The organism is Anoxybacillus dikiliensis, assembly GCF_050613275.1.
GTDB lineage: Bacteria > Bacillota > Bacilli > Bacillales > Anoxybacillaceae > Anoxybacillus.
This window is the reverse complement of the sequence record NZ_CP187112.1, coordinates 169,107-193,907: the sequence shown is the minus strand read 5'-3', so window position 1 is coordinate 193,907 and position 24,801 is coordinate 169,107. Positions and strand designations below refer to the sequence as shown.

Annotated in this window: 27 protein-coding genes and 2 pseudogenes; 10 read left to right on the top strand and 19 right to left on the bottom strand. The window is 41.4% G+C overall.

Features of this window, described 5'->3' with window-relative positions; all coding sequences use genetic code 11:
- Positions 1–96: 96 nt before the first annotated feature.
- Genes ACPF7I_RS01130 through ACPF7I_RS01120 form a run of 3 tightly spaced genes read left to right on the top strand, consistent with a single transcriptional unit; the run spans position 97 to position 3,757 of the window.
- Positions 97–1,173: a GerAB/ArcD/ProY family transporter gene (locus ACPF7I_RS01130; protein WP_430745308.1), complete on the top strand. Its 1,077-nt coding sequence runs from the start codon at positions 97–99 to the stop codon at positions 1,171–1,173.
- Positions 1,170–2,633: a spore germination protein gene (locus tag ACPF7I_RS01125; protein ID WP_430745310.1), complete on the top strand. Its 1,464-nt coding sequence runs from the start codon at positions 1,170–1,172 to the stop codon at positions 2,631–2,633. Before ACPF7I_RS01130 ends, ACPF7I_RS01125 begins: the two co-directional genes overlap by 4 nt.
- The gene (locus tag ACPF7I_RS01120; RefSeq protein ID WP_430745312.1) at positions 2,630–3,757 is read left to right on the top strand and encodes a Ger(x)C family spore germination protein; all 1,128 of its coding nucleotides are present in this window, start codon (positions 2,630–2,632) and stop codon (positions 3,755–3,757) included. The genes ACPF7I_RS01125 and ACPF7I_RS01120 overlap by 4 nt, the downstream gene beginning before the upstream one ends.
- A gap of 16 nt (positions 3,758–3,773) precedes the next feature.
- Here the strand turns inward: ACPF7I_RS01120 and ACPF7I_RS01115 are convergent, their stop codons facing one another.
- From ACPF7I_RS01115 to ACPF7I_RS01070, 10 genes are all read right to left on the bottom strand, one after another.
- Positions 3,774–4,886, bottom strand: a complete 1,113-nt coding sequence (locus tag ACPF7I_RS01115; RefSeq protein ID WP_430745314.1) for an MGDG synthase family glycosyltransferase — start codon at positions 4,884–4,886, stop codon at positions 3,774–3,776.
- Between the two features lie 14 nt (positions 4,887–4,900).
- On the bottom strand, positions 4,901–5,482 hold the full coding sequence (locus ACPF7I_RS01110; protein ID WP_430745315.1) for a DedA family protein: 582 nt from the start codon (positions 5,480–5,482) through the stop codon (positions 4,901–4,903).
- Between the two features lie 14 nt (positions 5,483–5,496).
- Positions 5,497–6,165, bottom strand: a complete 669-nt coding sequence (locus ACPF7I_RS01105; protein WP_430745318.1) for a polysaccharide deacetylase family protein — start codon at positions 6,163–6,165, stop codon at positions 5,497–5,499.
- Positions 6,166–6,334: 169 nt separating this feature from the next.
- Complete coding sequence (locus tag ACPF7I_RS01100) at positions 6,335–7,882, bottom strand: acyl-CoA carboxylase subunit beta (RefSeq protein ID WP_430745319.1); 1,548 nt, start codon at positions 7,880–7,882, stop codon at positions 6,335–6,337.
- A 5-nt stretch (positions 7,883–7,887) separates the two neighbouring features.
- Entirely contained in the window at positions 7,888–8,670 is a 783-nt protein-coding gene (locus ACPF7I_RS01095; protein WP_430746011.1) for an enoyl-CoA hydratase, read from the bottom strand.
- Entirely contained in the window at positions 8,670–9,560 is an 891-nt protein-coding gene (locus ACPF7I_RS01090) for a hydroxymethylglutaryl-CoA lyase (protein ID WP_430745321.1), read from the bottom strand. The genes ACPF7I_RS01095 and ACPF7I_RS01090 overlap by 1 nt, the downstream gene beginning before the upstream one ends.
- Positions 9,561–9,570: 10 nt before the next feature.
- Positions 9,571–9,783, bottom strand: a complete 213-nt coding sequence (locus tag ACPF7I_RS01085; protein WP_430745323.1) for an acetyl-CoA carboxylase biotin carboxyl carrier protein subunit — start codon at positions 9,781–9,783, stop codon at positions 9,571–9,573.
- Positions 9,776–11,137, bottom strand: coding sequence for an acetyl-CoA carboxylase biotin carboxylase subunit (accC, locus tag ACPF7I_RS01080; RefSeq protein ID WP_430745325.1), 1,362 nt, complete (start codon positions 11,135–11,137; stop codon positions 9,776–9,778). Before accC ends, ACPF7I_RS01085 begins: the two co-directional genes overlap by 8 nt.
- A gap of 134 nt (positions 11,138–11,271) precedes the next feature.
- Positions 11,272–12,414 (bottom strand): acyl-CoA dehydrogenase, encoded by a 1,143-nt coding sequence (locus tag ACPF7I_RS01075; RefSeq protein ID WP_430745327.1) that lies wholly within the window; start codon positions 12,412–12,414, stop codon positions 11,272–11,274.
- A 97-nt stretch (positions 12,415–12,511) separates the two neighbouring features.
- Positions 12,512–13,147, bottom strand: coding sequence for a TetR/AcrR family transcriptional regulator (locus ACPF7I_RS01070; protein ID WP_003398510.1), 636 nt, complete (start codon positions 13,145–13,147; stop codon positions 12,512–12,514).
- Positions 13,148–13,309: 162 nt separating this feature from the next.
- Between ACPF7I_RS01070 and ACPF7I_RS01065 the strand changes: the two genes are divergently transcribed.
- Positions 13,310–13,825 (top strand): hypothetical protein, encoded by a 516-nt coding sequence (locus ACPF7I_RS01065; protein WP_430745328.1) that lies wholly within the window; start codon positions 13,310–13,312, stop codon positions 13,823–13,825.
- On the top strand, positions 13,822–15,441 hold the full coding sequence (locus ACPF7I_RS01060) for a carbon starvation CstA family protein (RefSeq protein WP_430745330.1): 1,620 nt from the start codon (positions 13,822–13,824) through the stop codon (positions 15,439–15,441). Before ACPF7I_RS01065 ends, ACPF7I_RS01060 begins: the two co-directional genes overlap by 4 nt.
- A gap of 5 nt (positions 15,442–15,446) precedes the next feature.
- Here the strand turns inward: ACPF7I_RS01060 and ACPF7I_RS01055 are convergent, their stop codons facing one another.
- The 3 genes from ACPF7I_RS01055 to ACPF7I_RS01045 all read right to left on the bottom strand — a co-directional run bounded on the left by ACPF7I_RS01055 (position 15,447) and on the right by ACPF7I_RS01045 (position 18,123).
- The gene (locus tag ACPF7I_RS01055) at positions 15,447–16,160 is read right to left on the bottom strand and encodes a DUF3298 and DUF4163 domain-containing protein (RefSeq protein WP_430745332.1); all 714 of its coding nucleotides are present in this window, start codon (positions 16,158–16,160) and stop codon (positions 15,447–15,449) included.
- 62 nt (positions 16,161–16,222) lie between these two features.
- Positions 16,223–17,269, bottom strand: coding sequence for an NAD(P)/FAD-dependent oxidoreductase (locus ACPF7I_RS01050; protein WP_430745334.1), 1,047 nt, complete (start codon positions 17,267–17,269; stop codon positions 16,223–16,225).
- A 92-nt stretch (positions 17,270–17,361) separates the two neighbouring features.
- Entirely contained in the window at positions 17,362–18,123 is a 762-nt protein-coding gene (locus ACPF7I_RS01045) for a MerR family transcriptional regulator (RefSeq protein ID WP_043964508.1), read from the bottom strand.
- Between the two features lie 431 nt (positions 18,124–18,554).
- On the opposite strand from ACPF7I_RS01045, the gene ACPF7I_RS01040 reads away from it, so the two are divergent.
- Complete coding sequence (locus ACPF7I_RS01040; protein WP_430745336.1) at positions 18,555–18,890, top strand: hypothetical protein; 336 nt, start codon at positions 18,555–18,557, stop codon at positions 18,888–18,890.
- Positions 18,891–18,898: 8 nt separating this feature from the next.
- Complete coding sequence (locus ACPF7I_RS01035; protein WP_055442026.1) at positions 18,899–19,150, top strand: DUF4176 domain-containing protein; 252 nt, start codon at positions 18,899–18,901, stop codon at positions 19,148–19,150.
- A gap of 60 nt (positions 19,151–19,210) precedes the next feature.
- On the opposite strand, the gene ACPF7I_RS01030 is transcribed toward ACPF7I_RS01035, so the two are convergent.
- Positions 19,211–19,522: a DUF4176 domain-containing protein gene (locus ACPF7I_RS01030; protein ID WP_055442027.1), complete on the bottom strand. Its 312-nt coding sequence runs from the start codon at positions 19,520–19,522 to the stop codon at positions 19,211–19,213.
- Positions 19,523–19,603: 81 nt separating this feature from the next.
- On the opposite strand from ACPF7I_RS01030, the gene ACPF7I_RS01025 reads away from it, so the two are divergent.
- The gene (locus ACPF7I_RS01025; protein ID WP_035020725.1) at positions 19,604–20,026 is read left to right on the top strand and encodes a hypothetical protein; all 423 of its coding nucleotides are present in this window, start codon (positions 19,604–19,606) and stop codon (positions 20,024–20,026) included.
- Positions 20,027–20,080: 54 nt separating this feature from the next.
- On the opposite strand, the gene ACPF7I_RS01020 is transcribed toward ACPF7I_RS01025, so the two are convergent.
- From ACPF7I_RS01020 to ACPF7I_RS01010, 3 genes are all read right to left on the bottom strand, one after another.
- The gene (locus tag ACPF7I_RS01020; RefSeq protein ID WP_128999662.1) at positions 20,081–20,593 is read right to left on the bottom strand and encodes an IS630 family transposase; all 513 of its coding nucleotides are present in this window, start codon (positions 20,591–20,593) and stop codon (positions 20,081–20,083) included.
- A 17-nt stretch (positions 20,594–20,610) separates the two neighbouring features.
- Positions 20,611–21,141, bottom strand: coding sequence for a helix-turn-helix domain-containing protein (locus ACPF7I_RS01015; RefSeq protein WP_430744046.1), 531 nt, complete (start codon positions 21,139–21,141; stop codon positions 20,611–20,613).
- Between the two features lie 80 nt (positions 21,142–21,221).
- Positions 21,222–21,758, bottom strand: a complete 537-nt coding sequence (locus ACPF7I_RS01010; RefSeq protein ID WP_430745339.1) for a hypothetical protein — start codon at positions 21,756–21,758, stop codon at positions 21,222–21,224.
- A gap of 169 nt (positions 21,759–21,927) precedes the next feature.
- Here ACPF7I_RS01010 and tnpC point away from each other — a divergent pair, with 169 nt between their 5' ends.
- Positions 21,928–23,376, top strand: a complete 1,449-nt coding sequence (gene tnpC / locus ACPF7I_RS01005; protein ID WP_430745340.1) for an IS66 family transposase — start codon at positions 21,928–21,930, stop codon at positions 23,374–23,376.
- A gap of 107 nt (positions 23,377–23,483) precedes the next feature.
- A pseudogene (locus tag ACPF7I_RS01000) lies at positions 23,484–23,822 on the top strand (acyl-CoA thioesterase); the annotation flags it as partial.
- A 95-nt stretch (positions 23,823–23,917) separates the two neighbouring features.
- Here ACPF7I_RS01000 and ACPF7I_RS00995 read toward each other — a convergent pair.
- Positions 23,918–24,073 (bottom strand): annotated as a pseudogene (locus ACPF7I_RS00995) (IS66 family transposase); the annotation flags it as partial.
- Between the two features lie 415 nt (positions 24,074–24,488).
- Positions 24,489–24,782: a hypothetical protein gene (locus tag ACPF7I_RS00990; RefSeq protein WP_128999481.1), complete on the bottom strand. Its 294-nt coding sequence runs from the start codon at positions 24,780–24,782 to the stop codon at positions 24,489–24,491.
- Positions 24,783–24,801 lie beyond the last annotated feature (19 nt).

Here is a 24,801-nt window from a genome sequence, read left to right as displayed (position 1 = left end):
TTATTTATATGGCGAAACGAGCCTAGATGGTGACAATGCATATTATTTCCCTGTTTGGAAACGATAAAAATACAATTGGAAAAAAGGTGTGTGAATATGAACACAATACAAATGTTATTCGTTTTAATGCTATCTATCGGACTAATGAATCACGTTATCATCATTCCTGTTTTGCTCGAAGTTGCTGGACGCGATGCATGGATTTCTACCGTAATCGGACTTATATTGCTCGTTGTATTTCTCCCTTTCATCTATTTTCCTATTAAACAGTCGCAACAGACGCACATCTTCCAATGGCTAAAACAACATATCGGGGCTCCGATCGCTTATTTGATCGCGTCGATTACATGCATATATTTACTCGTTATTAGTATCGTCACGTTAAAAGATACGACAACGTTTACGACGACATCATATTTAACAGCAACACCGAACTGGGCGATCGTCGTCACACTTTGTATCATTTGTTTTTATAACGCCTCCATCGGCTTGCCATCCATCGCAAAAACATCCGGTATCATTTTACCTTTCGTCGTCGTATTTGGCATATTCGTCGCTCTCGCAACGACACCACATAAAAACTATGAATTGTTGAAACCGATGCTCGAAGAAGGATGGGAGCCTGTTTGGAAAGGAGTCATGTACGTTGCTGCCGGATACGGGGAAATTGTTCTTCTCCTGTTTATGCAGCAACAAATGAAAACAAATATTTCTTTTATGAAACTCATTTTGTTCGGGCTTGTCGCCGCTAGTTTATCAATTGGGCCAACGATTGGAGCCATTACAGAATTTGGTCCTGCAGAAGCAAGCCATCTCCGTTATCCCGCATTCGAACAATGGCGCATGGTGAACTTAGGAACATATTTAGAGCATTTTGATTTTTTATCTGTTTACCAATGGCTTGCAGGCGCTTTCATTCGCATTTCGCTCGCAACAGCGCTTATCCCGGAGTTATTTGACATTACAAATAAATCATCGCGCCGCTGGATATTACTATTCGTATACGTCGTCTTGTTCTTCGCTGCTATGACACCAATGAGCGATTATACATTTTTTTATATGTTAAAAAAATGGGTGCTGCCGATTTCGTTTCTATTCATTTGCTTTCTTTCTACTGTCTTGTTCGTCCTAGCGTTGGCGATACGTATAAAAGAAAGGAGAGCGTCCGCATGACCGCTGAAATCATTGTCGATGAACGAACATTAAAAGAACATTTTGCACAATGTAAAGATGTCGTACTTATGCCAGCTACCATCTATTCGGACGAACGAAAACCGCTTTCACTCATTTTCGTCTATTGTGAAGAATTATGTGATACGAAGCTACTCAAAGAATTTATTTTCCCGACCATTACGCGCATGGGGCAACAATATCCGCTCTATTCCGTTACAGATATTGAAAAATATAAACAAATGCCGCTTCACTTAGTCGGGAAATCCGTCTCTGCCCAACAGCTCGATTTTATCATTTTTAACGGAGATTTAATCATTTACTTCGTCGAAGCTGGGGCAATGTATTCCATTTCGCTCGCGAATCCACCAAACCGCAACCCCGAAGAGCCGAACACAGAAGTATCGATTCGCGGACCGAAAGACGGCTTTATTGAAGAAGTAGCTAAAAACGTGGCACTCGTACGCAAGCGGCTGAAAACGAGCAGTTTACACGTCGAACAAGTATTAATCGGCAAACGAAGCCGAACGAAAGTCGATCTTTTATATATAAAAGACATTATAAATCAAGAAACAATTGATGAACTGAAACGACGTTTAAGCACCATCAACATCGACGCCTTAACTGGAACGAACCAATTAGAAGAATTGTTAAGTGAAAAACATATCTCTCTATTTCCCGTCTTCGCATACTCTGGTCGTCCTGATTTTGTCGTGAACGCGCTGTTAAGCGGACGATTTGTTGTGTTTGTTGATGGCTCGCCGACAGCATTGATCGGACCGGCAAATTTAACATTTTTATTAAATACTTCAGAAGACAATAGTACATCGTTCGTATTTGTTACGTTTCAACGCATCATTCGGCTCATCGGTGTCAGCGTGGCGGTTTTTTTTCCAGGGCTTTGGGTAGCAATTATTACGTACCATCAAGACCAATTGCCGTTTACACTATTAGCAACAATCGTTCTCTCACGACAAGGGGTTCCCCTCCCCGCCCCATTAGAAGCATTTATTATGCTTAGTTTATTTGAAATTTTTAAAGAAGCAGGAATGCGGCTTCCGATTGCAATCGGGCAGACGTTATCTGTCGTTGGCGGGTTAATTATCGGACAGGCGGCTATTAACGCTGGATTAGCGGCTCCCGGAACGCTTGTCATTATGGCAACGTCACTAATCGCGACGTTTACGCTCGTCAATCAATCGCTTGCTGGGACGGTGTCCATTTTGCGTTTTATCGTCCTCGCTGCCTCATCAATGCTCGGATTGTTCGGTTTTATTGCGTCCCTTTTTTTCCTAGTTATTTACACGGCGAACTTGACATCGTTTGGCGTCCCATATTTAGCCCCACTTTCTCCGACAGCAGGAGATATATGGAAAGTCATTATTACAAGCGGATGGAAAAAGTTTAAAATGCGCCCAAAAATGTTGAAAACGAACGATAATACGCCGGGGGATGAATCATGAATCGACTATTCATTTGCTGTTGTTGTTTGTTTTTAACAGGCTGTTGGGGGATGAAAGAAATTGACCATCTCGCTTACATTCATGCAATCGGTATAGACTATGAAGACGATCAAGTGATCGCATACGCTCAGCTCATTAGTTTTTCAGGGCTCGCAAAAGTCGAAGCGGGGGGTGGACGGGAGAAATCGACCGTTACAATTGGAAAAGCAAAAGGGGAAACGTTTAATGTCGCGACAGATCGGTTGTATCACGCGATTCAACAAGGCGTATCGTGGGGACATATTAAAGGAATTGTTTTTACGGAACGGGCGCTCAAAAAAGGACTTGTGCGTGACGTCATTGATGTGCTTGACCGTTACAATGAAATTCGCCATACCATTTGGGCATTTACAACGAAAAAATCGATTGAACAGCTATTTGAAACAACGCCATTTTTAGATTATTCGCCGTATTTTTCGTTACTGGCGAACCCGACGGATATTTATGAACAAAGTTCATTCATTCAACCGAAGCGGCTAAATCAACTTATTGCCGCTTCAAATGAAAAAGCAGTCGTCTTCCCCCTCCCATCCCTTGCAGTGGAGGAAAAAAGTTGGACGGAAAATAAAAAGAAAAAGCCGATGCTAAAAATTGACGGCGTTTGTTTTTTGCATCGCTACAATAAGCAAGCATGCATTCCTCGCAATAAACTAGACGGTTTGCGCTGGGTTACAAAAGGAACGGGAAGAACGCCTATTTACATTCAACCAAACGGGAAAATGATTGGCACGCTCGTTGTGCGCGAACCGAAAGCAAGCATATCGTATAAAGTGAAAAATGGTATACCTGTTTTTACAGTTGATATACAAGCAACAGGCAGCATCATCGAGCTACGTGAAGACATGTCCGAAAAACAAATTATTGCATACGCAACAAAAACGGTGGAAAAGGAAGTCCAATCGTTATTCGAACTCGGGGTAAAAGAAGGAGTCGATACGCTTCAGTTATCGAACACCTTGTATCGCCAAAACGTGAATGATTGGCGAAAATACACGACAAACGGAGTAGTCCCTCTTACAAAAAATACGTTACAACGCATCCACGTCAAATTAAGTATTGACACATACGGGAAATCGAAAAAATAAAAGCGATGAGAGCTACTCATCGCTTCTTTACCGCATGTAAACGTGCTTCAATCCACTCGCTTAACGCCTCTTGCGCTGTTTTCTCACGCTCAAGCCAATATTGTTCGATCCGTTTTTCTAATTGATCCATCTCTTTATCATCCGCTAATACGCGCATTAACTGCTGATCGTACGATTCATTGTCATGGAGAAAATAAATAAGTCCTTTTGTTCTTAAATAACGCAAATTCATTTGTTCTTGTCCAGGCAAATAAGAAAGCGTAAAAGCAGGAAGTTTTTTGGCAAGCACTTCGCTCATTGTTACACCGCCTGGTTTTGTGACAACCGCATCGACTTCATCATACAGCTCGTTCATTTTCGCTGGATCGGAAATGTATCGAAACGGCCGAACGCGCGGGTCGTCCCAGCTTTTTAGCTCGTTATATAGCGCTTCATTTTTGCCGCATAATACAAAATAAGTGAGCTCACAATGTTTCACATTCGTTAAAAATTGTTTCATTCTCCCTAATCCTTGATTGCCACCTGCCACTAAAATACGTTTATTTGCCCTCTGTTTTCTTTTCTCAGCGGGTACAATATGTTCGTGAATCGGAATGCCTGTTACAATAACGCGATGACGATCGATGCGAAACGTTGTACATATAAACCGCTTTGCCTCTTCATGCGGAACGAAATGATAGTCGATTGCTGTTTTTCCCCAAATACCGCTTAAAAAAAAGTCGGTATACACGTTCACAACAGGAATAGTAACAACACCTTTTTGCTTTAAACGATGCAATACGTGCGATGGAAATGAATGGGTACATATAATAAGATCTGGATCTTTCTCTTGAAGAAGACGCTTCATTTTTTTTTCAAAATAAAGTAGCCACGGCTCAAGCGTTGGCTGCTCGAATTTTCTCATCCAACGTCGGTACATCCACTCATACGAATGAGGTAATACCGAAATCCATCGAAGGTAAAAATCGGCTACTCTTTTTTCCATTTGTTCGTTGCAATAGCTGAGGAAATCAAGCTTTTCAAAAGACGCCCCTGGAAAGCGACGTTGCAACGAATAGATAAGGGCATCGGCCACTTGATGATGGCCAGATGACATTTGAAACAAAGGTAGTACGAGAATGTTCATCATTATGCGAACTCCCTTTAATGTGTTTTTCTTCTTTTCACATATAGCCCAATGAAAAATAAACTAAAAAATACAACCGTTATCCACGGTAATAAGTAAAGAGGAATATGGATACGCTCCCCAAGAAACTTCCCGACAAATATAAATAAACTAATCCAAAACGCCGATCCAGCAAACGACAAAAAAAGAAACGGGAGAAATGGAACGCGAACAACCCCAGCCATGTATGGAGATAACTGACGAACACCTGGAATAAAATAACCAAATGTAATAATCCAAGGGGCTCGTTTTCGAAAGTGGCGATAAACATACCGATAACGCCGACGATGAAAACCAATATAATGCCCATATTTAAATAACAGCGCTGAACCGAATGTATAGCCAGCCATATAGGCAACAACCATCCCAACTGTCGCCCCAGAAATGGCGAAAAATAAGCTTTTGAATAAATGTAATTGATCGTGCGAAATAAATATGCCCACAAAAAATAGAAGTGATTCTTCAGGTGCGGGAATACCGACAATACCGAAAAATAATGAGAGAAATAATACAATATAACCGTGGGATTGAATATACATTAAAATGTTGTTCGCTTCCATTTCCTCATTCCCCTTTATTCCTCGTTCACTTTTACCCATTGAACAGAACAATGTTGCAGTAATTGCTCTAATGCTCGTAACATGTTCGCTGGCGCATGTTCGTCAGCCCCAATGGTCGAACCGCTGTCATGCAATACGATGATCGCCCCGTCTGTTATACTGTTCGTTAACCGCTCATAAAGGCGATCCACACCTAATGAAGCTTTCCAATCACCAAGAATATATGTCCACATGACGATTTTATACTTTTTTTGCATCAACACCGTCCATATGTTTAAATGTCCCCATGGCGGACGGTAGTATACCGGACGAACACCTGTAATGTGCTCTATGGTACGTGCTGATCGTTCAAGCTCCCATTCCGCAACAAACGGCGGAAGAAACCAGTTGCTCGTATGGTAATAATGGTGCAAACCGATCGTATGCCCTTCCTTATACATTCTTTTAATAAGATGTGGGTATTTTTTCGCTTTCCAGCCAACAACGAAAAACGTCGCTTTTACATTATATTTTTTTAATAAATCCAGCAACTGGGGCGTGTACACCGGATCTGGACCATCATCAAACGTTAATGCTACACCACCGTTCACCCTTTTTTGTACACGAAACGAAGAAACGCGAGTCAACCATGTCGGACATATGCCATATACGACAAATAGTGCAATAAGCCATATGTATATCAAATGAAAAGCCCCTTTCTTGATTATACAATAGGGAAAGAGCAAGCTTAAAACTTCCTTTTTCTATTTGTTTTTCACATTCGACACACCTTTTGTCGATTTCCGGGGAAATTTCCCGAAAAAAAGGCGATGTTACAACACATCGCCCTCATTGTACCATATGTCTTGACAACTACACAGGGTAAACTCCATGCTTTCGTTCAGAAAATATGACATATTTCGACATGTATGCATCTAAACGACGAATAAGTTCGGTCCGCAATTCATTTGGAGCAATAATCCCATCGACAACCATTTCCGAAGCGAGTCGATAAATGTCGATGTCTTTTCGATATTCTTCACGTTTCTGCTCAATAAATGCAGCGCGTTCTTCCTCAGGAAGTTCAGCAATTTTATTGGCGTATACTGCATTGACTGCTGCTTCCGGCCCCATTACAGCAATCTGGGCATGTGGGAAAGCTAAGCAACAATCCGGTTCAAAGGCTGGACCGGCCATCGCATATAATCCTGCTCCGTATGCTTTTCTTACAATGATTGAAATTTTCGGCACGGTTGCTTCTGACATCGCTGAAATCATTTTTGCACCGTGGCGAATAATACCTGCTCGCTCGACTTTCGTTCCGATCATAAAGCCCGGAATATCAGCTAAAAAGATAAGTGGAATATGGAACGCATCGCACAGTGTAATAAATTTTGCCGCTTTATCCGCGGAGTCGTGAAACAACACCCCACCTTTCATGCGTGGTTGATTGGCAATGATGCCAACCGGTTGCCCGTTTATGCGTGCGAGACCTGTAATAAGTTCAGGTGCAAACAGCTTTTTGATTTCACAAAACGAACCTTCATCAATGACACGGTCAATTAAATCGTACATGTTAAACGGGGCATTTTGATTTTGTGGAATAATTTCCTCAATCGTTTTATCAAATGATTTTGGCTCTTTTGGAGCTGATACTGGCGGTTTTTCACTAAAGTTCGCCGGAAAATAGGATAAATATTTACGCGCGAACATAATAGCTTCTTCTTCCGTTTTCACAAGCACATCGCCGCAACCGGAAACGGAACAATGCATGCGCGCTCCACCCATCTCTTCAAGTGTCACTTTTTCACCGATAACCATTTCCGCCATGCGTGGTGAACCGAGATACATAGAAGCGTTCCCTTCGACCATAATGACGATATCACAAAACGCAGGAATATATGCACCACCTGCTGCCGATGGTCCGAACAATAAACAAATTTGCGGCACTTTTCCAGACAGTTTCACTTGGTTGTAAAAAATTCTCCCTGCCCCACGTCTGCCTGGAAACATTTCAATTTGATCTGTAATACGAGCGCCTGCTGAGTCGACTAAATATAGGATCGGACAACGCAATTTATCTGCCGTTTCTTGAATGCGAATAATTTTTTCTACTGTTCTTGCCCCCCAAGAACCTGCCTTTACCGTCGAGTCATTTGCCATCACGCATACCGTTTGTCCATTAATTTTTCCGACGCCTGTCACAACGCCATCTGCAGGCAATCCATCCGCTAAACAGTTCGCAAAAAATGCATCTTCAAATTGTAAACCTTCATCAAATAGAAGTTTCAAACGATCGCGGACAAATAGCTTTCCTTGCTCGGCGTTTTTTTCGTGATATTTGCGCGCCCCGCCTTGTTCAATTTGTTTTCGTTTTTGTTGCAATTGTTCGACAAGCGATAATTGTTCGTTTGGAATCATGTCTCCTACTCCCCTTTGTACACCGGTTTTCTTTTTTCTTTGAACGCTTGTAATCCTTCTAATCGATCGTTTGTATGAATCGTTCGTTCATACGCCATTTGTTCAATCATAAGCCCTGTATACATATTCACTTGCATCCCGTGATTGATCGCTACTTTTGCTTGCGCAACAGCAATCGGGGCGTTATTGGAAATCGTTGTCGCCATTGCAAACGCCTCATCTAGCAACATTTCAGCAGGAACGACTCGCTCCACTAGTCCGATTCGCTCCGCTTCTTCAGCGGAAATACGTTTTGCTGTATAAATCATCTCTTTTGCCCGCCCGATGCCAATGAGCCGCGGGAGACGCTGTGTTCCGCCAGCTCCCGGGATAATGCCAAGCGATGTTTCGGTCAGTCCCATCGTCGCATGTTCAGCAGCGATGCGGATGTCACAAGCGAGCGCTAACTCCAATCCACCGCCAAACGCCCCTCCGTTTAATGCACAAATGACCGGCTGAGGTAACTGTTCAAACCCATTAATCGTCTCACGAATAAGTGTAACTGTTTGACGTACTTGTGTTTCGTTCATCTTTGCCCGCTCTTTTAAATCGGCCCCAGCACAAAACGTTTTTTGTCCCGCCCCGGTAACAATGACTGCGCGCACGTTTCGATTTAACTTCAGTTCCGCTTGAATGTGCTGCAGTTCGTTTAACATTTTTAATGAAAGAGCGTTGGCTGCATCCGGTCGATTTAACGTGACAACTGCCACCCCCGCATCAATTGTGGAATAAAGAACAGCTTCCATCATCATCTATTCCCCCTTACAACGTTTAGGTGATGGCTCATAAGCGGACGGCCAATTTTCTCTTCTACCCATCGTGCTGCTTCTGTTAAAGGTTCCAGCTGGACACCGCATTCGATCCCCATTTGTGTAAGCATATATACTAAATCGTCTGTCGCTAAATTCCCAGATGCCCCTGGAGCATACGGGCACCCCCCTAACCCACCTAACGAACTATCAAAAATGGTCATGCCCATTTGCAAGGAAGCAAATACATTCGCAAGCGCCATGCCGCGTGTATTATGAAAATGAAGTGCCATACGCTCAGCTGGGAACCGCTTTAGTAACTGTTCTAACGTTCGTTGCACTTGGATCGGATTAGCAACACCGATCGTATCACCGAGCGACAACTCATCAATGCCAAGTTCAAACAACCGTTCAGAAACAGCAATTACGCGCTCGACGCTCACTTCCCCTTCGTACGGACAGCCAAACACCGTTGATACGTAGCCGCGAACGGTTTTGTTTGCTCGCTTCGCCTCATCAATGACTTCCTTTAGTACGGGATACGTTTCTTCAATAGATTTATTAATGTTTTTTCGGTTGTGCGTTTCGCTTGCTGACATAAATACGGAAACTTCATCCATATTTGCGGCAAGCGCGCCTTCTAGCCCTTTTTTATTTGGTACAAGCGCGGCATACGTCACCCCTTCGACGCGCTCAATGCGCGAAGCCACTTCGTACGCATCAGCAAGCTGTGGAATCCATTTTGGGTGGACAAATGACGTCACTTCAATGTATGACAACCCCGATTTTGATAGCTGATTAATCCATGCGATTTTATCTTCCGTTGCAATAAATACTGGCTCGTTTTGCAATCCATCACGCGGACCAACTTCTTTCACCGTTACACGCATACATGCCCCCCTATTCGATTTCGATTAATACGTCCCCTTCGTTTACGAAATCTCCCTCTTGCACGCGAATCGCTTTTACGACTCCGCCGACTTCTGCAGAAACGGGAATTTCCATTTTCATTGATTCTAAAATGACGACATCTTGCCCTTCTTCAACGACATCACCTACTTGCACAACAATTTTCCATACGTTCCCTGCCATCAATGCTGCAACTTCATGCATGTGTTTTGCCCCCTTTTTTGTTTAAATACATATTCACGAAGTTTGTTGTTGTATTCCCCCGTTGAAATTCCTCATTCGTCAATACATCAATTAACATCGGAATATTTGTTTTAATTCCTTCGATTTTGTACTCGTGCAGTGCCGCAATCATATTTGCAATCGCTGCTTGTCGATCGCTCCCTTTGACAATACATTTAGCAATCATTGGATCGTAAAAAGGTGGAACGGCTGAACCGCTTTGTACCGCAATTTCATGACGTACATGTTCCCCGTTCGGCAGTTGTAAAGATGTAATCGTTCCAGGAGAAGGGAAAAATGTGTTTGGGTCTTCGGCGTAAATACGCACTTCAATCGCATGCCCTTCCCGTTTTACTTCATCTTGTGAAAAAGGAAGTTTTTCTCCCGCTGCAATGCGTAGTTGTTGTTCGACAATGTCAATGCCTGTAATTTCTTCTGTGACAGGATGTTCTACTTGCAGACGTGTATTCATTTCAAGAAAATAAAAGTTTTTTTGTTCATCCACAAGAAATTCAATCGTCCCTGCGTTCGTATATCCAATATGTTTTGCTGCTTGTACAGCCGCCGCTCCCATTTTTTTGCGCGTTTCTTCGTCTAAAAACGGCGATGGCGCTTCTTCGACAACTTTTTGATGTCGGCGCTGAATGGAGCACTCTCTTTCCCATAAATACACGCAGTTTCCGTGTTGATCGGCCAGCAGTTGAATCTCAATATGGCGCGGATTATCAATATATTTTTCAACATACATCGCTCCGTCTCCAAAAAAGGAAGCGGCACGATTTTTGTTTCCTTCAAATGCTTTGCGTAGCTGCTCTTCGTCATAAACAAGTTGCATGCCAATCCCTCCGCCGCCTGCCGATGCTTTCAACATGACTGGATAGCCGATATTGTTTGCTATATGTGCTGCTTCATCGACATGAGCGAGCGGAAAAGAGATGCCGGGCACAATCGGCACCCCCGCTTCCGCCATTGTTTGTCTCGCCTCAATTTTGCTCCCCATCCGCGCAATGACATCCGGTTTCGGACCGATAAACACGATTCCTTCTTCCTCGCAGCGACGGGCAAATGCCGCATTTTCTGAAAGCAAGCCGTAACCGGGATGAATAGCTTCCGCCTTCGTTTCTTTAGCGATCGAAATAATCTTTTCGATGTTTAAATAACTTTCATTCACTCGCGCTTTGCCAACGACATATGCCTCATCAGCCTGCTTTACATGAAGCGAACCGGCGTCAGCCTCTGAGTAAATAGCGACCGTTTGAATGCCGAGCTTTTGGCACGTGCGAATGATGCGCAAAGCAATTTCCCCTCGATTAGCGATAAGTACTTTTGAAAACATATGTCTCCCCCTTAACATTTTTATGGAACGATCATTGCTTTGGATGGCGCTAAAATGAAGTAAGAACGTTTGTTAGAAATGGTGCATTGAGGTCATATTTGTAGCTTCGTATGTTGCGAGGAATAAGAGTGCATCTAGCATCCTAATTGACGAGCAATGACTAGCCGCTGAATTTCCGATGTCCCTTCGCCAATTTCCATCAGTTTCATATCCCGAAGATGACGTTCAACGCCGTATTCTTTCATATACCCGTATCCACCGTGAATTTGAATCGCTTGATTACAAATGTGAAATCCCGCTTCAGAAGCGAATAATTTCGCATACGCTGCTTCTTTTGTAAACGGTTTGCCTCGGTCTTTCAACCACGCCGCCTTGTACACCATATTGCGTGCAAGTTCCAATTGCATGGCCATATCCGCAAGCTTAAATTGAATAGCTTGAAACTTGGCAATCGGTTGACCGAACTGTTTTCTCTCTTTTGCATATTGAAGTGCTTTTTCAAATGCAGCTTGCGCAATGCCGACGGCTAATGCTGCAATGGAAATGCGTCCGCCATCAAGCGTATATAAAAACTGCTTAAATCCTTTTTTCGGGTCCCCTAATATATTTTCTTTTGGCACACGTACATCTTGCAAAACAAGTTCACACGTATTGGATGCACGAACGCCCATCTTGTCATAATGACAATTAATCGAAAACCCTGGTGTATCCGTCGGAACGATGAGCGCAGAAATAATATTTTTTCCTCGTTCATCCTTTCCTGTGACAGCGGTTACAATCACTTGGCGGGCATAGCCTGCATTTGTAATCCAACATTTTTCTCCATTAATGACGTACTCATCGCCATCTAAGACAGCGCGCGTTTGCGTTCCACCTGCATCAGATCCCGCATTCGGTTCTGTCAATCCGAATGAACCAAACGTTTCACCTTTTGCCATCGGCACGAGCCATTTCTCTTTTTGCTCTTCTGTCCCGAAATAATAAATCGGGCTAGCACCGAGCGATACAGCCGCCGCATAACTTAACCCTGTTCCACCGCATGCTCGACCAATTTCTTCAACCGCAATCGCATATGAAATCGTGTCTCCACCAGAACCGCCATATTGTTCAGGGAACGGAATGCCAAACAGTCCAAGCTCGCCCATTTTTTTGAACGTCTCAATTGGAAAAATGGCCTCCTCATCCCATTTCGACGCGTACGGGGCAATTTCCTTTTCGGCAAAATCGCGAACCATCTCTTTAATCATTTGCTGTTCTTTCGTTAATTCAAAATGCATCGTCTTTTTTCCTCCTTTATTAGATAAAAATATATGAAACCAACAAGCCTGTTTTATTACAAACCGACTAGTTGGTCTGTATACTTCGAAGCATCCGTCATTCGTCGCCTACGCGCGACAAAAGGAATGACGAAATGTCCTCATCTCGCTTCGCTTCCTCTGTCAATAGCGAATGTAGAATTAAATCATTAAAAGCGGCCGCAATTTGTTCAATTGACATCGGACCGTCGGGCTTATACCATTTGTACATCCAGTTTACCATGCCAATAATCGACAAGCCTGCGAGTTCAACAGACAGCTCTGCGCGAAACTGCTTCGCCTCAATACCTTCACGAAGCACTTGAAAAATAATTTGCTTATACCGTTCACGTTTTTCGTTAATTTTTTCAGCATATTCCGGCTTTAAATACGCCGCCTCTTGATTGAACACCGTAATATGCGGTTTATAAATATGAAAAACCCTTACAAACGACCGAATGATCGCACATAACCGCTTTGTCGGCGTCTTATATTTTACATATGCTTCTTGTGCTTTATTTAGCACATACGTAATAAATACATCATGAATGTGATAAAGCAGTTCATCTTTTGACTTAAAGTTATGATAAAATCCTCCCTTTGACGCGCCGCACTCCGCAACAATGCGGTCAACCGTCACCCCGTGATATCCATACTTTTCGAACAACGTAAGCGCCGTCTCAATAATGCGATCCTTTAGCTGCTTCTCAACCATGCATGCAACTCCTTTTTGAGTGTATTTTAACACAATTTTCAGAAAAATAAAATACATTTATCAAACTATTAAATAGAATTTTAGGAAAAATAAATGAAACTATTGAAATGTTTTACATTTATAAATATAATAATATTCAGAAAATTAAAAAGGTGACTACTAATGAACACAAACAACTATATCCATACGCTATCAACCATTCTTACACCTTATTTCGATATTTATCGGGATGAAAAACTTGAAGCATTTTCTCTACCTTTTTATGCTCATTACCATCGGCGTGATGAGAAATATTTTATGACAAAAAAGTCTAAAATTTGGGCCGTCGAAAATGAACAATTTATTTTTGTATGGCCAAAAAACGACATAGTGACAAAAGAGGACGTCATACAGTTTTCTGAAGCATTCGTTCGCTCGCTGCCAAATTACCTATCTAGTCATCAAGATCATATGTCTACCGTTTTTATCGGGGCAATTGTCGCACCGGAGGCACATGTTGATGCCATAAAGGAGGTGAAACGTTTTCGAAAGCTGCGATTTATTCGTTTCGGTTTACACGGTTGGCTCGAATGTTATTTGGCCATCATCGCTTTAAACAAAAAAGAACGATTTACTCATCGGAAAGCTCTTCCGTTAACAGATGTTTTCGAAAAACCGTTTGAGGAGGGTATGCATTGAATTTATTAACGTTGCTTCTTATTTGTGGAATTATTTTACTTATCGCCTATTTCACATATGGACGTTTTCTTGAAAAACAATTGAAAGTAGACGGTGATCGTAAAACACCGGCACACGAAATGTATGACGGCATAGATTACGTCCCAGCAAAAAAACCTGTTTTGCTTGGACACCATTTCGCTACCATTGCTGGAGGTGGCCCGATTGTCGGACCCATCACTGCTGCTGTGTTCGGTTGGTTTCCGGCTGTTTTATGGATTATGATTGGAGGTATCTTCATCGGGGGCGTCCATGATTATACATCGCTACAAGCTTCTATTCGCCATAAAGCACAATCGATCGGAATGATTATTAAACAATATATGGGTAATCGTGGACAAGTATTGTTTTTGACTTTCTCTATCGCGACGCTCATGCTCGTCGTCGGGGTATTTATTATTTTAGTTGCGAATACATTTGTTGCTGTCCCACAGGCTGCTACGGCATCTGTTTTATTTCTTGGTATCGCGATTGTGTTCGGTTTTCTCGTAAATCAAATGAGAATGAACTTAGCCTTTGCTAGTGTATTAGGCGTTGCTGCCATGCTGTTATCAGTATGGTTAGGCATTCAATACCCTCTTTCTTTAAGCGCAACAACATGGTCGCTCATTTTGCTCGGTTACGCATACGCTGCGTCGGTATTGCCTGTTTGGGTCTTGCTGCAACCACGAGATTATTTAAACTCATTTTTGTTATACGGTATGATTGCTGGGGCAGCTATCGGCATGATTATCGCTGCACCAACTATCAAGTTCCCAGCGTTCACCGGATTTTACCATGAAAAACTCGGGTTTTTATTCCCAATTTTATTCATTACCATTGCCTGCGGTGCCATTTCCGGCTTTCATTCGCTCGTTTCATCTGGTACAACCGCAAAACAACTTGATAATGAGAAAAACGGAAAGTTCATCGCCTATGGTGGTATGTTGTTAGAGAGCTTTTTAGCTATTATCTCGGTTGGCACAGTCGCATATTTAACACAAGCAGACTTCGCTACACGCATGAGTGAACTTGGTGGACCAATCGGCACATTCTCTGCTGGTGTCGGCTACTTTATGTCCCATGTGGGCATTCCGGAGGCGACAGCGATAACATTTACTGCCCTTACCGCATCAGCATTTTTATTAACAACTTTAGATTCAGCAACACGATTAATGCGCTATGCCATTCAAGAGTTAGGCGAAGAACGTACAACGGCACTGAAAAATAACCATGTTGCAACAACAGTTGGTCTTATCGGTGCTGGTGCACTTGCATTATCAGGAACATGGCAATCCGTTTGGCCGCTTTTTGGAGCAGCCAACCAAATGCTTGGGGCGCTCGCTTTGCTAGCTGTTTCCGCATGGCTTATAAAAATAGGAGCGAAATCGTTTTATGTTGTCATCCCGATGGTGTTTATGCTCGTTGTAACGATCGCTGCCCTTTGTGTTTTAATGTATCAAAATGCCTTAACGCAAAATTGGCTACTAGCCGGATCAGCTTTCGTCCTTTTTGTTTTATGCATTTTCCTAGCTCTTGAGGGTTGGGCAGCCATGACAAAAACAACGAAAAAAGAGGTTGTTACCTCTCAACAATAATTAAGCTAGCGCGATGAAGGCGCTAGCTTGATTTTCATATATGGCCGCAAGATCGAAAAAGGAATAAGAAATTCACGAATGCCTGCGGCGTATGGGGCTATTTCATAAAGTCCATAATAAACGACAATACCATCTTTTGTAATATAATAAGGTTGATCATTTGTCATCTTTTGCACAACAGCGATGGCGTTGTCAAAATACAAATCGTTTTCTTTTTTTATTTGAGCAATCACTTCGTCTATAATCACTTGTTTATATTTCGTTCCTTTTTTAAATAAGTCGCTTAGTTGCAACGATTTCCCTGTATGGAAATCGAAATTGTTTGGCACTTTCACTGTCATTCCGTGCGCACCGCCTGTATAGCTATATAACGTCATCGGGATGCTTAAAATGCCATGTTCGTTATATGTCACATCAAAACGGCTGACCGCAGCATGCAAGCGATAAGGAAACCCTTCTTTTTTGCTTATTGCCATATTTTCTCGCGCTTGCTTTTCTACTTCACGCTTTAAATCAAGCGATTCCTTTCGCAATAAACGATTGACTTGGCGTTGGAACGATTGGTTGATCGAGCCGGATACGATCGGAATGTTTAAATCGACTTCCATCAGTTCATTTGTATATTTCATTTGCTTCGTTGTCACAGTAATTGGCTGACTGTACGCCGTCAACATAAATAACGCCAACACCATCATCCATATCGTCCGTTGTTTGAACACGATATTCACCTCGTTTGTTTTACCGAAAGTTTGCGTTGAAACAAACGAGTTTATACATCCTGTCATTTATTTAACATTTGTTTCATTAATTGTCGATTTCGCTCTTTAAATGCTTCATGGTGAGATGAAACCATCCCGTGCGGATCAGCGGTCGGCTCAATGAATCGCTTCGCACTATTGACCGCATTCGCTGCATCTTGAAACGCCCCGGTAAGCAAGTATAACTTCCCATCATATTTTAAAATGTCCCCCGCCGCATACAAACCTGGAACGGAGCACTCCCCTCTTGCGTTCCCTGAAATATAATATTCGTCTATCATTTGAATTGGCAACTCGCTATTCACAAGCAATGAAGCATCCCGTTCATACCCATGGCTAATAATGACGTCATCTATCTCGAGTTCAAACACATCGCCCGTTTCATGATTTGTCAGCACCACTCGCTCAATCACTTCATGGTTGGAACAGGCAATTAGCTTAGTAATGGACGTATGGAAAAAGCAAGTAGCTGAACTATTTAACAACTGCGTCACTTGCGCTTCATGTCCTTTTAACGACTCATTGCGATAAGTGACGTATACTTTTTTGGCAATCGGCACAAGTTCATTTGCCCAATCAATTGCCGTATTGCCACCCCCTGAAATGATCACCGTTTTCCCTTTAAACTGTTTTAACGATTTCACCGTATAATGTAAATTTGTAATTTCAAATTTTTCGGCTCCTTCAATTTGAAGCTTTTGCGGTTTCAATATACCGCTTCCTACTGCAATAATGACCGTTTTCGACACATGTTGTTGTCCGGATGATGTTTGTAAAACAAATATCCCGTCCTCTCTTCGCCGAATCGCTTCAACTTTTTCATTTAATACAACGGTTGGATGAAAGGTCATCGCTTGTTTAACAAGTTGCTCACGTAATTTCTCTCCCGTAATCGGAGCATGTCCCCCAACATCCCAAATCATTTTTTCGGGATATACATGCAATTTCCCACCTAATTGTGGCTGATATTCAATCAGTTTTGTTTTCATTTCTCGAAGTCCACTATAAAACGTCGCATACAGCCCCGCCGGACCGCCTCCAATAATCGTCACATCGTATAGTTGTTCCATCGCTATCACCTTTTAAATTTGATTATCATTCTCATTTGAATATACACCTTTTTTCAACCTTTTACAATGCAAAAAGACAGGCTTATGCCTGCCTACTTTTTGCCTGTGTAAATGAAAATGGCGTCACGAAGAAACTCCGCCATTCCCGATTGTTTTTGATCGTAGTATGCTTTAAATCGTTCGTCATCTACATACATTTGCGCCAATCCTGCATGTGCTTCTTTTGAATAATGATCCCAAAAATAGCTTAACCATTGACGGTGTAAATCTGCTGCTTTTTGTGCAAGCTCCCCTGCTGGATCGCCAGTCAAAAATGCTTCATACAATACGCGCAACACTTCCTCGCCTAGTTTTGTCACTTCTTCGTACTGGGCTTGCGTCATGTTTTTTACTTTTTCGTTCGATTTGTTCACTTGCTCGTCACCGTATTTTTCCCGAATTTCTTTGCCGTATGTTTGTTCATTTTCGTCAATAAGCTGCTGTTTAAACGCTTCAAATTTTTCTTTGTCGCTCATCACGATTCTCCCTTCCTTCGCTAATAGTGTTTTTTCGACATTGGCGATTAGCGCCTCTAACCGCCTCCGTTCTGCCAAGAGTTTTTCACGATGCTGCTTCAACGCCTGTACGTCATCAAATGACGGGGATGTGACAATTTGCTTAATCGTTTCTAACCCCACACCAAGCTCGCGATAAAACAAAATTTGTTGGAGCCGGTCTACCTCTTTTTGTCCGTATATGCGATAGCCTGATGCATTAACCCTTGCCGGTTTCAACAGACCGATTTCATCGTAATACCTTAGCGTTCGGCTCGTCACCCCCGCCAATTTCGCTAACTGTTGCACCGTATATTCCACCCAATCACCTCCTGACAATTTCACTATAAACGTTTACGTAACGTCAATGTAAAGCGAAAAAATAAAAAAATCTCGCCATAAAAGCGAGTGTTATTTGACTAACCCATGTTTAGATAGGCACGAACATGCGTCTCATCGACATGAAGAAGAACGATTTCTTCCATGATTAGTTTTTTTATAAACTCGAGTTCTTTTTCAAAGGCTGCTTGAAGCACTGGATCGCCTTTGACGAGCTTATAGGTCGGAAACGGAGATTTATGTGATCGAACCGTTGAAAAGTGGCTCAATTTTAGGTTATCAAATACACCATTTTTATATTTATGTGGTATAATATGGGCGATAATTTATTTTTTGATCTAAAGGAGGATCAGTGTTATGGGTGTTGCAATTCATACACCGAATTGTTCTGTAAGTAAGGGATACTCCAGTGGTTGGGGAGTAGGAGGGGAGCAAGCTGCAGTGGTCCAGGCGCTAGTGTCTCTGCAAAAAGCAAATATGTAGGTGGAGAAGCGAAAGTATCTGTTGGGGAAGTTGAAGCGCATGCCAAAGCCAATAAAAAGGGGATTTCAATTGGTGGAGAGGCTACACTCCATAAATACTCATCAAGTATCGATATCAAGATCCCATTTACGAAGAAATCAATATCAATCAGTGGTTCTATAGGAGTAGGATCAATTGGAGCAAAATATGATATTAGTAAAACTAAAGTAAAAGCTTATACAGCCCTTGGTGTAGGCTTTGGTTGGGGAATTGAATTGAAAGGCTAGGTATCTGTATGATTATGAAAGATATTCTACCAATAGGTAGCGTAGTAAAATTAGATGGTATTAATTATTTGGTAATGATATATGGAAGAAATGTAGTGCAGTCTACTACAGGAAAACAATACGATTATGTAGGATGTCCTTATCCTCACGGATTTATCAATAATGCGTATAATATTTTCTTTAACAAGGACGCTATCGAAACATTGGTATTTAAAGGATATGAAAATCAAGAAGAGAAAATTCTGAGAACTAGCCTTTAAAGAATGCCGAAGGGAAGTTTACTTACGTAGCAGACTTCCCTTACTTAGTAATTATAATAATCATTCTTTGTAGCCTAAATAGTAAACTTCTTCGATATCATTAGCATTAAAAAATACATTATAATCATTAGAAGTAAAACCATCTGGATAAAAACAGCCTAGGTACCTATATTTCTTGTTATCTGTGCTTCGAGTGACGTTATTTCCATAAATCATTATTTTTTCATCTAGTTCCTTTAATTTAACTACTGTCCCTATAGGCAAAGAATTTTTATCGACTTCAGAGACGCTCCTAGTAGTTGCATTATTACAACCGGCCAAGATTACAAGAAGTAAAAACATAAAAGAAATTAGGATCTTTTGTGAATTCATTACTACATCCCCTTTCTGAAAATCTTATATACTTGATTATATTTTAAACATATATATATTAAAGTGAAAGGTTGTTTAATATTGAATATAACAAAATTTAAACTAGAACAAAATAAAATGTTCAATCTAAAAGTTCAAAGCTTTATAGGTAAGATATACTTCTTCTCCAAAATACTAAAGTCTCTTCAAAAAAGAGATGTGGTGGTAATTAAAAGAGAGAGAGGGATTCAAGACGGATATATCTTTTCGATCCTAATTGCAAGAAACAGCTATTTAGATAATAGTGAGCTAGTTATCAAAGATATCCAATTAAATAAAAATACAGTAAAAATTATATACGGCAACACTACATCAGAATCTACAAACAGTTTTTCTTATAAGGATATTAAGTATAATTATATTGCTTTTTATATTGAAAGTAGCGCAAAGTATATAGATATAGTTAATGAACAAGGAATCAAGATCCTAGAAAGTGAAGAAGTAGGGGATATTCGCAAATGGTAAGTGCAATCCCAAACAATTGATATATACATCCAAATTGACATTTTAACCTCTGATTCACGCAGCACACCCGATGCGGCGTAACACCTCATCTGGGTGCTGTAAGACGTGCTGTTCAAACCGAGTAATCGACTGGGCGATGTCTTTTTGATCTCTATGCAAGACGTTAGCAATGACTTCATCTTTTAGCCACTTCCATAGCCGTTCAATAGGGTTTAACTGTGGGGAATACGGTGGCAAAAAGATAAAGTGAAAAGTAGCACCTTCTTGACTATCAAGGAATGCTCGCACCATCTTGGCATAATGAATACGCGCGTTGTCCAACACAAGCACGATGAATCGATTCGCATATTTCTCTTTCAACAGATGTAAAAAGTCTAGAAACGTCTCGGCATTGGCAGACGAAGCACGATGAAACACGACGTCCCCTTGTTGCACGTCGACTGCGCCAAAAATGGACACGTGAGCGTGGTGACCGTAGCTCGGGACTTGTTTTTGGTTGCCTACTTCTGCCCATGTCGTACGAAGCGCTTGATAGGCGCGAACATGCGTCTCATCGACATGAAGCAAAACGATTTCTTCCGTGATTAGTTTTTTTTTATAAACTCGAGTTCTTTTTCAAAGGCTGCTTGACGCACTGGATCGCCTTTGACGAGCTTATAGGTCGGGCGTGTCCATGACAAGCGAAGACGATGCAATAACTTTCGGATGCCTTCCCGTGACATCGAAACGCCATAAGTTTGTTGGATGTAAGATTGCAATATACGTGTGTTCCATGACGAAGAAATGCCCCAGCCGACATCCACAGGGGTGGTGGTTAACACAAGTTGTCTGATCTCCTGTTGTTGTTCTTCCGTCAGAAATGGCACGCGACCAGGTGGCAAGCGACGATCGAGTAAATGATCGAGCCCACCTTCATTAAAACGTGCCACATAAAGTGCAACCGATTGACGGCATAGATTAACCATTTTTGCGACATCTTTTCCAAGAAACCCTTCCATGACGAGACGAACGGCAGTCACCCGAACACGAAGGGAAGCATCTTTGATTTTCCGTTCTTGTTTCCGAAGTGTTCGAGGTGTCCAACCGTGATCATTTGTAATTTTAAGACGTTTCATGTCCTTTCCGCTCCTTTTACACATGAGTATTTAGGAGCAGTATAACCATGGAAAAAGGTGTTCATACAGAAGTCATCATCTTAAAGTGCATGTATATAGATGAACTCTTTTTGTCCAATAACCCTAGATAGAATCTGAGTACTGATATAATTCATTTTATCGATCATATCGAATGTTGTTCTGAGTTCATTATCGAAATGAAACTTCAGTACCAACAAATCATCACTACTTTGTACTTTAACTCGATTTTCATTTGCTTTTAGAAGTCGTTTTGTATAATCACAACTACTAATAGACTCTAATTTATTTTTACTATCCATAAACTCTATGAAATCTTTATATTCCGGTCTATTTTCTAATTTATGACCGCTTAATACATTCATAAATTGTTTAATCAAAATGTGTTTGTTAGATAAGTCTGCAATGTTGTGAGATAGCACAAACACCACAATGTACTTTTGATGTAATTCAAAAATTGCAACAGTATATAGTAGCTCATCTAAAGGATTGTTTAAGACGACTTCTGTCATATTTTTAGTAATTTCTTCAACTAGTGAGATTGCACTATCATGTGAATATTCAGATAGGTTAAATAATGGTATTTCATAGCTATCCATATCTAATTTAACCTGTTTAAACACAATCTGTTCACTATCCACAGAAATGACAGACCTTAATAATTCATTAGATAGAATGTAACTATTCAGCCACATCATAAAGTGAGCTGAATATTTTTTGCTTTTCCTGTCTATGATGTGAATATTGATAGACAAGGAGGTGAATCGCATGTTGACGGTACAACAAGCTGTATTTACAGTTGAGAGCTTAATCAGCAAAGTCCAACAACAAAAACAGCTCATTCATCAACTCATTCAAGAAAATGAACATTTGCGTCACGAAAACAAACAGCTACGCAAAGAAAATGAACAACTCAAGTATCGCGTTCAAGAGCTGGAAGCACGCACGAAAAAAAACAGCTCCAATAGCCATTTGCCCCCATCTTCTGACCGTTTTGTCCACACCCATTCTTCTCGCAAGCCATCTGGCAATAAGCCAGGTGGACAGGAAGGACATCAAGGAACGACGCTCCGTCAAGTGGAATATCCACATCATCGTGTCGTCCATCGTGTGAACACGTGTCAAGGATGTGGGGCTTCTTTGTGTGAAGTCAAACCGTTCAAAGTCGATATCCGTCAAGTGTTCGATCTCCCTCCCGTGACGATCGAAGTGACACAACATGAGCGTGAAGTGAAATCCTGTCCACATTGCCGATGTGTTCAACAAGCGGAGTTTCCACCACATGTCACGAATCATGTGCAATACGTTCCACGGCTCACGGCGCTCGCTGTATATTTGCACCATGTTCAATTAATTCCTTATAAACGTTTGAGTGATACGATCGAAGCATTATATCAACACCCAATCAGTACAGGAACTCTTGCCAATATGGTGAAACGAGGACGCGAAGCGCTGGAATCCAATATGGACATGATCGAAGACGCCTTACTTGACTCTAACATCTTGCATGTCGATGAAACGAGTTTGCGCATCAATGGGAAACTCGCATGGGTGCATGTCGCGTGTACATCGAAATATACGTACTTGGCTTCTCACGCTTCTCGTGGGAAGAAAGCGACCGATGACATTGGGATTCTTCCCCGATATGAAGGAACGATGATGCATGATGCGTTCGGTACGTATCCGAGATACACAAAAGCCACACATGCTCTTTGCCATGCCCATCATTTACGTGAGCTAAAAGGATTCATTGAACAAGGGCATACATGGGCACCGCGCATGACCACGTTTCTGTTAGCCGCCAAACAGGCAGTCGAAGCTCATCACGGTGCACTTTCCGAAGAAGAAGCGAAACGATGGGAACGAGTGTATGATCGCATCCTAGCGAAAGCACAGCACCGATTGGAAACGATGACGCCTCTTCCGAAAAAAGCACTCGCTTTTATTCGACGGCTTCAAAAACGAAAGGAAGAAGCGCTGCGTTTCTTATGTGAAGTGCATGTGCCCTTTGACAACAACCAAGCCGAACGCGATCTTCGCATGGTTAAAGTCAAAGAGAACATTTCGGGTACGTTTCGAGAAGAAACATTTGCCCAGTCTTTTTGCATCACAAGAAGCATCGTTGCCACACTGACGAAACACGAAAAAAACGTGTGGGACTCGTTATGTCTTCTGTTGACGAGCGAAACGCTCGATCGTATTCTTTCTACCACTTAGGGCATTTTCTATCACGGGGATGCCCTATTTGTGTTGCGCTTCTTTACATACTACTATCGGGGTGAATAGTTACCTTCTTTACTTTAAAAGTGATCAGAATATTTTTAGAAATTCAGGCAATATCCGCCATGCGTCATGCACGAAAAGCCGTCGTCACCGTTTCGATTGACAAAGTTGATTTCATTTCGTCCGCGAAAGTTGGCGATATTTTAAAACTCGAAGCATTCGTCTACTCGACCGGTCGCACATCCATGAAAGTATTCGTCAAAGTCGAAACAGAAGATTTATTTACAGGCGAACATCACTTAACAACCACATGCTTTTTAACGATGGTCGCCATCGATCAAAACAAAAAACCAACCCCTGTTCCAAAAGTTATCATTCGCGAACAAGAGGAACAAATCGTACAACTGTATCAGCAAAACAAACGAAACAACAAGGCATAAATATTTACATGAAAAAACCACACGCCCGATTACATGCATCGTAATCAATGGCGTGTGGTCACTCTGTACAATCAGAAAAATATGGTAAAAAATTTCTGAGCTCCATCCTGTCCGCTTAGCTTATTGCCAGATGGCTTGCGAGAAGAATGAGTGCGGACAAAATGGTCAAAACATGGGAGAAAATGGCTATTGGAGCTATTTTTTTTTCGTGCGTGCAGTATTTTTAGTTCATATCTTTCGTTTTGTTTTTTTCATGAATAAAAGAATTATGAGAAAACTGAGCAAAATAAGTGTAATCCATAAAGAAATGGAATAAGCCTTTTTAAATAGTTGAATAGTCCACACTGGTGCCCAAGCATCCTCCCCTATTAGCCAATATGAGACTACATTGGAAATTCCAATACCTTCTGTACTTGGTTTGAGTGATTGATAATAATTAAGCGCTAAACTGATACTGCAAACTACGGATACAAAAAAAAGTACAGTAATTGTGATAAGAAGTGTTTTAAATAAATCTTTTGTTCTTCTATAGAATAAATAAGTAAAAATTGAAAAAATAATTAACAAAATGTAATAAAAATAAAGTTCTGGATTGAACATAATTTCACTCCCGTTGAAAAACCTAAAGGAAGTAAGTGCATCCTCCCTTTAAGATTTTTTAATTATTTATTTTTCTTCTTTTTCTTTCTTAACATCTTCTAATAACCAAGAAAGTGCATGGGCAAAACCATTATCCTTTTCGTACTTCAAGAAATATTTATCTCCTGTTGTATCAGCAAGGAAAGTAACCTCGTCATTTTCAATTGCGGTTAAATCTTCATGATCCACAAAACCGTACATATCAATAAAACCAACAAACTCCGCATTATATTCCTCTTTAAGTTGCTTTTTCACCATATTAACATGTTTTTCATCCACGTGTGGTTTAAAAGCGAGTGTTATACGCTCATTGCCTTTCACAGCACGTGCTACAAATTGT